This is a genomic window from Brevundimonas sp. P7753 (assembly GCF_013386595.1).
Lineage (GTDB): Bacteria > Pseudomonadota > Alphaproteobacteria > Caulobacterales > Caulobacteraceae > Brevundimonas > Brevundimonas bullata.
Window position 1 is genome coordinate 34,739 of sequence record NZ_JACARP010000027.1, and the last position, 8,188, is coordinate 42,926.

Consider the following 8,188-nt stretch of genomic DNA (forward strand, 5'->3'; position numbering starts at 1 on the left):
ACCCGCCGACGCCGACCGCCCATCTTCTCGACACTCGTCACCCGCCACTTCGGAAAGCCTGATGTTCAAGTCCGTCCTGGTCGCCAATCGCGGCGAGATCGCCTGCCGCGTCTTCCGCACCGCCCGCCGCATGGGCCTGCGCACCATCGCCGTCTATTCCGAGGCCGACGCCGCCGCCCTGCACGTTCGCGAGGCGGACGAGGCGGTGTTGATCGGCCCGGCAGCGGCGCGCGAATCCTATCTGGATGCGGCCGAGGTGCTGGCGGCGGCCAAGGCGACGGGGGCGGAGGCCATCCACCCCGGCTACGGCTTCCTGTCCGAGAACGCCGACTTCGCAGAGGCGGTGATGGCCGCGGGCATCGTCTGGATCGGCCCGCAGCCGTCCTCGATCCGCGCCATGGGCCTGAAGGACGCGGCCAAGAAGCTGATGATCGAGGCGGGCGTGCCCGTCACCCCTGGCTATCAGGGCGAGGACCAGTCGCTGGAGACACTGACGGCCGAGGCCAACCGCATCGGCTTCCCGGTCCTGATCAAGGCGGTCGCCGGCGGCGGCGGCAAGGGCATGAAGAAGGTCGACCGGGCCGAGGACTTCGCCGATGGTCTGGCCAGCGCCCAGCGTGAGGGCCAGTCCTCCTTCGGCGATCCGCGCGTCCTGATCGAGAGCTACATCACCCGCCCGCGCCACATCGAGGTGCAGGTCTTCGGCGACAGCCACGGCAATGTCGTCCACCTGCATGAGCGCGACTGCTCGCTGCAACGTCGCCACCAGAAGGTGATCGAAGAGGCGCCCGCGCCGGGCATGGATCAGGCCACGCGCGACGCCGTCACCGCCGCCGCTGTCCGCGCCGCCAAGGCCGTGAACTACCAGGGCGCAGGCACCATCGAGTTCATCGCCGACGCCTCCGACGGGCTGAAGGCCGACCGCATCTGGTTCATGGAGATGAACACCCGGCTGCAGGTCGAGCATCCGGTCACGGAATCCATCACCGGCGTCGATCTGGTCGAATGGCAGTTGCGCGTCGCGGCGGGCGAACCCATCCCGCTGGCCCAGGCCGACATCCCGATGAAGGGCTGGGCCATGGAGGCCCGTCTCTATGCCGAGGACCCGGCCCACGGCTTCCTGCCGTCCATCGGCAAGCTGGATCACTTCGTCATGCCCGACGACATCCGCGTCGATACCGGCGTGGAGCAGGGCGGCGAGGTCAGCCAGTTCTACGATCCCATGATCGCCAAGTTGATCGTCCACGCTGACACTCGCGAAGCCGCCGCCGCCCGCCTGGCCGACGCCTGCCGCGCAGTCGAGGTCTGGCCCGTCCGCACCAACGCCGGCTTCCTGGCCCGCTGCCTGGACCACCCGCGCTTCGTCGAGGGCGACGTGGACACGGGGTTCATCGGGGCGGAAGGCGAGGAGTTGTTCACCCGACCCGTGCGGCCCGAGGTTGCGGCGGCTGGCGCCGCGCATCGCTTCGAGGAGCAGCGCCGCGCGTCGCTGTCGCCTGCCGATGACGGAACATCTCCGTGGGCCGCTTACCGCGGCGATATCGCCGGCTTCAGAATGAACAGGTCTGCGGCGCTGGCGGTTAAGACGACAATGAACGGCGAGGCTTATACGGCTTCTCTGATCATGCGCCGGAAGGGCCACGCCACTTGGTATGACGTCACCGCGTCGAGCACGGTTGAGCGGGTGGCGCCAGGAGGCGTGTCGCCTGACGACCTCCAGTCGGGGATCTGGGTCGGCGACGATTTCATCAGGTCGTTTGAGACGAGCGACAGCGCGGTGCTGTTTGACGGCGGCGAAGCGATCGAGTTCGCGGACTGGCGCCCCAATGCGGCGGGCGCGGGCGCTTCCGCCTCCGACGGCGGCCTGCGCGCCCCCATGCCCGGCAAGATCGTCGCCGCGCCCGCCAAGGCCGGTGACGCCGTCATCAAGGGTCAGCCCATCGTCGTTCTGGAAGCCATGAAGATGGAGCACGCCCTGACCGCGCCCTTCGACGGCGTGGTGGCCGAGTTCAACGTCGCCGTCGGCGATCAGGTCGTGGACGGCGCGGTTCTGGCCGTGGTGAAGGCGGCGGACTGACCCCCGCCGTCATCCCGGACGGCCGTCAGGCTGATCCGGGACCCAGACGTTGACTTCAAACAGGGCAGGGCTGGATCAGAGCCGCCGTCTGGGTCCCGGGTTCCGCTGCGCGGCCCCGGATGACGGAAGAGGTGGTTTCGCCAATCCCGCCAAGAGACTATCTGCACCCTCATGCCCCTTCACATGATCAAACTCTGCGTCGGCGTGTCCGAGGTCGAGACGCTGGAGGCGAACGCGGCCCGTTCCGACTGGCGCATCGTCCACACCCGCATGACGCCCAAGCGCGCCGCCGAGATCGAGGACGGCGGCTCGCTCTACTGGGTGATGAAGGGCTCTGTGACCTGCCGTCAGCGCATCCTCGACATCACCACGGTCGGCGAGGGCAAGGCCAGCCGCTGCGAGATCAGGCTGGACAGCCAGGTCATCCGCACCGCGCCCCTGGCTCGGCGGCCGTTCCAGGGCTGGCGCTATTTCGACAAGGACGTGCCGCCGGATCTATCCGTGGCCGAGGCGACGGACCTGCCCGACGATCTGGCCCGAGAGCTGCGCGAACTCGGCGCTTGGTGACCCTTTCGTGGCTTTAGGCCGCAAGTATTGACCTTTGGCCGCCGCCGTGGCCTGTCCCGGCTCCCATGACCAACGCCCTGTTCAGCTTCAAGACCCGCGAGACCCTGTCCGAGCTGCTGAAGCTGGCCTGGCCGGTCGTCATGGCGCGTCTGGGCATAATGACCATGGGGCTCACCGACGCCATCGTCGTCGGCCACTACGCCAGCCGCGAACTGGCCTATCACTCCTTGGCCTGGGCGCCGTCGTCGGTCGTCCTGACCACGGCGGTCGGCCTGATGATGGGCGTACAGGTCATGACCGCCCGCCTGCTGGGCGAGGGCCGCAAGGACGAGGTCGGCGCCGTGCTGCGCCGGGGCATGGTCTATGCGCTGCAGATCGGCTTCGTCTCCATGTTCGCCCTGATGCTGCTGGGGCCGTTCGGGCTTCAGCACATGGGTCTGGAAGACGGACTGGGCGAGGGCGCTTCGCCCGCCCTGATGGTCTTCGCGCTTTCGATGCCGGCCTATCTGATCTCGGTCGCGGCCCAGTTCTTCCTTGAGGGCTTGCATCGGCCCAAGGCCGGGATGGTGGCCATGTGGGTCGCCAACGCCGTCAACCTGGGTCTGAATCTGATGCTGGTGCCGGACCTTCTGGGGCTGGGCGTCGACGGCGCGGTCGCCTCGGCCTGGGCCACCTTCGGCGCGCGCACCGCGCTGGCGATCTTCCTCGTCATCTTCATCCTGCGCCTGCCCGAGGCGAGGGCTCTGGGCGTCTTCAGCAAGCCCAAGCGCGACAAGGCGGTCGAGCGCGAGCAGGTCAAGGTCGGCGTCGGCGCCGGTTCGTCCAACTTCATCGAGGTCGGCGCCTTCGCCGCCATGACCGTTTTCGCTGGTCAGCTGGGCGCCGCCGAGACCGCCAGCTGGGCCGTGGTCATCAACGTCTCCGCCATCGTCTTCATGGTGCCCATGGGCCTGGGCTCGGCGACGGCGGTCCTGGTGGGCCGCAGTTACGGGGCGCGCGACCGGGACGGCGTCATGCGCGGGGGCCTGGCCGGCATCGGCGTGGTGACGGTCCTGGCCTTCATCATCGCTATCGGCCTGTGGCTGACCGCGCCCCTGGTGGTCAGCGCCTATACGACCGACCCGGCCATCCTGGCCATCGCAGCCCCGGCCCTGGTGCTGGCGACCCTATTCTTCGTCGCCGACGCCCAGCAGGTCGTAGCCGCCCAGGCCAACCGCGCGTCGGGCGACGTCGTCTGGCCGACGCTGATGCACCTTCTGTCCTACGGCATCATCATGATCCCGCTGGGCTGGTGGCTGGCGCATCGGATCGGCGTCGACGGTCTGGTCTGGTCGGTCATCGTGGCCAGCCTGATCTCCGGCGCGCTGCTGATCGGCCGGTTCGTGCGGATCGCGAAGCGCTTGCCGGCCTGAGGCGTGACGGCGGGGTGACGCCTCGGGTTTCGCCCTCTATATCCGTCTGCTTCCTCCCGCAGACTGGACGACCATGGCCCGCATCCTCATCACCTCGGCGCTGCCCTACATCAACGGCATCAAGCACCTTGGGAATCTGGCCGGGTCCATGTTGCCCGCCGATGTCTGGGCGCGCTTCATGCGCGGGCGCGGCCACGACGTCCTCTATGTCTGCGCCACCGATGAGCACGGCACCCCGGCCGAGCTGGCCGCCGCCGCCGCCGGCCAGGACGTCCGCACCTATTGCGACGAGCAGCATCAGGTCCAGAAGAAGGCCGGCGAGGCCTTCAGCCTGTCCTTCGACGTTTTCGGCCGCAGCTCCAACGCCCCGAACACTCGCCTGACCCAGCACTTCGCCCAGGTGCTGGAAGAGCGCGGCCTGATCGAGGAGCGCGTGGACCGGATGATCTATTCGATCGACGACGCCCGCTTCCTGCCCGACCGTTATGTCGAGGGGACCTGCCCGCACTGCGCCTACGAAAAGGCGCGCGGCGACCAGTGCGACAACTGCGGCCGCCTGCTGGACCCGACCGATCTGATCAACCCCTATTCGGCGGTTTCGGGCAGCCGCAATCTCGAGGTCCGCGACACCCGCCACCTCTATCTGCTGCAGACCAAGGTGGCTGACGAAGTCCGCGCCTGGGTCGACGCCCGCTCGGAGGGCTGGCAGCCGCTGGCCCGCTCCATCGCCTACAAGCATCTGGACGAAGGCCTGATCGACCGCGGCATCACCCGCGACCTGAAGTGGGGCGTGCCGGTCGTCGGTCCCGACGGCGGCCCGCGTCCGGGCATGGAGGGCAAGGTCTTCTACGTCTGGTTCGACGCCCCCATCGAATACATCGGCGCGACCGAGGAATGGGCGGACGCCACCGGCGGCGACTGGCGCTCTTGGTGGCGTCTGGATGAAGGCGCCGACGATGTCCGCTACGTCCAGTTCATGGGCAAGGACAACGTGGCCTTCCACACCGTCAGCTTCCCCGCCACGATTCTGGGCTCGGGCGAGCCGTGGAAGACGGTCGATCAGCTCAAGGCCTTCAACTGGCTGAACTGGTACGGCGGCAAGTTCTCGACCAGCATGGGCCGGGGCGTCTTCATGGATCAGGCGCTGGAACTGCTGCCCGCCGACTACTGGCGCTGGCATCTGACCGCCTATGGCCCGGAACACTCCGACGCGGCCTTCACCTGGGAGCAGTTCCAGGCGACGACGAACAAGGACCTGGCCGATGTCCTGGGCAACTTCGTCAACCGCATCGTCAAGTTCACGGAATCCAAGTTCGACGGCGTCGTGCCCGAGGGCGGCGAGGCCGGCCCGCTGGAAGCCAAGCTGGCGGCGGACATCAAGGCCGGTCTGGAAACCCTGACCGCAGAGTTCGAGGCCATGGAGTTCCGCAAGGCCGCTCAGGCCGCGCGCGCCCTCTGGGTCATGGGCAACGAGTATCTTCAGGAAGCCGCCCCCTGGACGGCGCTGAAGACCGACCGCGACCGCGCCTCCGTGGTGGTCCGCACCGGCTTGTCCTTGGTTGCCCTGTTCGCCCGCATCACCGTGCCCTTCATGCCGGGCAGCGCCGAGCGCATCGGCGCCACGGTCGGCGCGACCGACCTGTCGTGGCCGAACGCCGACGCCGACCTGCTGACCCTGGTCCCCGCCGGTCAGACGGTCGCCGCGCCCGCCGTCCTGTTCGCCAAGATCGAAGACGCCCAGGTCGCCGAATGGACCGAACGCTTCGGCGGCGCCGAGGGCTGAACCTCTGAGCGCTGAATAAAGAAAAGGCCCGGATCGCTCCGGGCCTTTTTGCTGTCAGGTCACTGGGCCGGCGCCGTCTCGGCGGGCGGAGCGGTTCGCTGTTCTCGCGCGCCGGGCAGGCCGGCCGGGGTAGCGTCCTTGCTGCCCGCACCGGCGTGTTTCATGTGCTTGGCCTGTTCTTCCTCGCCGATGTCGAGGAAGGCGGGGGCCGAAGCATTGAACTGGTCGGCGTGGCCCATACGCACGATGACGGAACGTCCGCCGTCCCAGACCATGTGCAGGGCGACGTACAGAACGATGACCAGACCGACGTAGGCGATCCAGCGATAGCGGTTCAGCAGCTTGGCGATGAAGCTGGCGGCCAGGCCCATCAGGGCGATCGACAAGATCAGACCGAAGACCATGATCCAGGGGTGGTCGTGGCTGGCGCCCGCGACGGCCAGCACATTGTCCAGGCTCATGGTCAGGTCGGCGATCATGATCTGGAGCAGGGCGGCGCCGAAGGTCTTGCGCTTCAGGCCCAGTTCCTCGGGGGACGGCCCGCCGCCGTGTTCGATGGCCAGGGCGCGTTCAATCTCGGCCTCGGCCTCGGCCTGATCATGGGTCGCCTGTTCGCGCAGTTCGCGCCACATCTTCCAGCACACCCACAGCAGCAGGAAGCCGCCCGCCAGCAGCAGGCCGACGATGGCCAGCAGTTGCACTGTGATCAGGGCCAGACCGATGCGCATGACGACGGCGGCGGCCAGGCCGATCAGGATGGCCTTGCGGCGTTGTTCCTGGGGCAGGGCGGCGGCGGCCAGGCCCACGGCCACGGCGTTGTCGCCGGCCAGGACCAGGTCGATCATCAGAACCTTGCCGAGGGCGGTGGCCTGACTGATGAGGTGGGGGTCAGAGAGAAATTCCATCAGGGTTCATTAAGCCCCGAGGAAAGCTGCGCCAAGACGTCGCAGCAAACTCGCTCCCGCCGACGCGGGCCAGCGGGAGCGAGGTAGATCAGGCCGACCGCTGGGCGCGGGCGACTTCATACAGGGCGATGGCCGCTGCGTTGGACACGTTCAGGCTTTCGAATCCGCCGGGCATGGGGATCTTGGCCATGACGTCGCAGTGCTCGGCCACCAGACGGCGCACGCCGTCGCCTTCGGACCCCATGACCAGAACGGTCGGGCGCGAATCTAGCGCCTGTTCCAGAGTCTGTTCCGCCGAACCGTCCAGACCGACGGCGCGCCAGCCCAGATCGGCCAGTTTTTCCAGTGCGCGACTCAGATTCGTCACGCGGGCGCAGGGCAGGCGCTCGGTCGCGCCGGCCGCCGCCTTGGCCAGGGCGCCGGCCAGGGCGGGCGAGTGCCGGTCCTGGACGACGATTCCCTTGGCGCCGAAGGCCAGGGCCGAGCGGAAGATGGCGCCGACGTTCTGGGTGTCGGTCAGTTGATCCAGCAGGACGATGACGCCGCTGGCGTCTTCGGCGATGTCTTCCAGCGAGACGCCTTCCAGCGGCTGAACCTTGAAGACCATGCCCTGGTGAACGGCGCCGGCGGGCAGCATTCGGGCCAGAGCGGTCGAATCAATCACCTCGATTCGGTGGCCGTTCGCCAGATTTTCCCGTTCGATTTCAGCGGCTCGGTCCTCTGTGACCATCAAACGGCCCATGCCGCGGCGGGCTGGATTGGCCAAGGCGGCCAAAACGGGATGGCGGCCCCAGACAAAATTATCCGATTCTGCCTTGCCGCGCGGGGCTTTGGGGGCTGAATCGCCCCCGGAACGGCCTGTTGGCGTAGGCGACCAACCTTTCTCGGGCCGGCTTTCCACGCGTTTGTGGAAAGACTGCTTTTTACCGGGTTTCCGGTCGTTGCGTTCTGAAAATGACGACACTATAAGACGGCCTCCGATTTGGGCCCTAGGGCTTCGGGTCAGGCGCTTCCTCTATTACAGGCGTCGCCGGACACGAAGGCTTTCGCGACAAAATGATCGAAAGATCGTGATGTTGCGTATCCAGACCGGTTTTGAAAACGCGCGCTGGGGGAATGTCCCGAGTGGCAAAGGGGGCGGACTGTAAATCCGCTGCGAAAGCTTCGAAGGTTCGAGTCCTTCTTCCCCCACCACGCGCGTTTCAAGGCCGAGAGGACGGAAACCCAGAAAAGGAATCGGGTGCGGAAACGCCAATCTCTTACGAGAGGTTGGGGCAACGCATTCTTCGCGCGGGTATAGCACAATGGTAGTGCAGCAGCCTTCCAAGCTGAGGATGTCGGTTCGATCCCGTCTACCCGCTCCAGATTTTTGAACTGAGCAGAAGCGCCCCTCCGCTTTGGACCCGGGCCACAGGAGTTTGGCCATGGCCAAGGAAAAGTTCGA

The 8,188-nt window shown here is 67.2% G+C and carries 6 protein-coding genes and 2 tRNA genes; 6 read left to right on the forward strand and 2 right to left on the reverse strand.

Annotation, left to right across the window (positions count from 1 at the left end; genetic code table 11):
* Positions 1 to 61: 61 nt before the first annotated feature.
* The 4 genes from HX774_RS06620 to metG all read left to right on the forward strand — a co-directional run bounded on the left by HX774_RS06620 (position 62) and on the right by metG (position 5,839).
* Complete coding sequence (locus HX774_RS06620; protein WP_178825316.1) at positions 62 to 2,077, forward strand: biotin carboxylase N-terminal domain-containing protein; 2,016 nt, start codon at positions 62 to 64, stop codon at positions 2,075 to 2,077.
* 171 nt (positions 2,078 to 2,248) lie between these two features.
* Positions 2,249 to 2,644, forward strand: coding sequence for a DUF1489 family protein (locus HX774_RS06625; RefSeq protein WP_178825319.1), 396 nt, complete (start codon positions 2,249 to 2,251; stop codon positions 2,642 to 2,644).
* 65 nt (positions 2,645 to 2,709) lie between these two features.
* Positions 2,710 to 4,056: an MATE family efflux transporter gene (locus tag HX774_RS06630; RefSeq protein WP_178825321.1), complete on the forward strand. Its 1,347-nt coding sequence runs from the start codon at positions 2,710 to 2,712 to the stop codon at positions 4,054 to 4,056.
* Between the two features lie 73 nt (positions 4,057 to 4,129).
* Positions 4,130 to 5,839: a methionine--tRNA ligase gene (gene metG, locus HX774_RS06635; RefSeq protein ID WP_178825323.1), complete on the forward strand. Its 1,710-nt coding sequence runs from the start codon at positions 4,130 to 4,132 to the stop codon at positions 5,837 to 5,839.
* A 59-nt stretch (positions 5,840 to 5,898) separates the two neighbouring features.
* On the opposite strand, the gene HX774_RS06640 is transcribed toward metG, so the two are convergent.
* Positions 5,899 to 6,744, reverse strand: a complete 846-nt coding sequence (locus tag HX774_RS06640; protein WP_178825325.1) for a TerC family protein — start codon at positions 6,742 to 6,744, stop codon at positions 5,899 to 5,901.
* Positions 6,745 to 6,832: 88 nt separating this feature from the next.
* Positions 6,833 to 7,708: a 23S rRNA (guanosine(2251)-2'-O)-methyltransferase RlmB gene (gene rlmB, locus HX774_RS06645; protein ID WP_178825327.1), complete on the reverse strand. Its 876-nt coding sequence runs from the start codon at positions 7,706 to 7,708 to the stop codon at positions 6,833 to 6,835.
* 146 nt (positions 7,709 to 7,854) lie between these two features.
* Between rlmB and HX774_RS06650 the strand changes: the two genes are divergently transcribed.
* Together HX774_RS06650 and HX774_RS06655 are read left to right on the forward strand one after the other, a co-directional pair.
* Positions 7,855 to 7,938, forward strand: a tRNA-Tyr gene (locus HX774_RS06650).
* Between the two features lie 96 nt (positions 7,939 to 8,034).
* Positions 8,035 to 8,108, forward strand: a tRNA-Gly gene (locus HX774_RS06655).
* Positions 8,109 to 8,188 lie beyond the last annotated feature (80 nt).

Excerpts from the sequence above, each read along its gene's own strand:
- HX774_RS06620 (WP_178825316.1), top strand. The coding sequence starts at position 62 with ATGTTCAAGTCCGTCCTGGTCGCCAATCGCGGCGAGATCGCCTGCCGC.
- HX774_RS06625 (WP_178825319.1), top strand. The coding sequence starts at position 2,249 with ATGCCCCTTCACATGATCAAACTCTGCGTCGGCGTGTCCGAGGTCGAG.
- HX774_RS06630 (WP_178825321.1), top strand. The coding sequence starts at position 2,710 with ATGACCAACGCCCTGTTCAGCTTCAAGACCCGCGAGACCCTGTCCGAG.
- metG (WP_178825323.1), top strand. The coding sequence starts at position 4,130 with ATGGCCCGCATCCTCATCACCTCGGCGCTGCCCTACATCAACGGCATC.
- HX774_RS06640 (WP_178825325.1), bottom strand. The coding sequence starts at position 6,744 with ATGGAATTTCTCTCTGACCCCCACCTCATCAGTCAGGCCACCGCCCTC.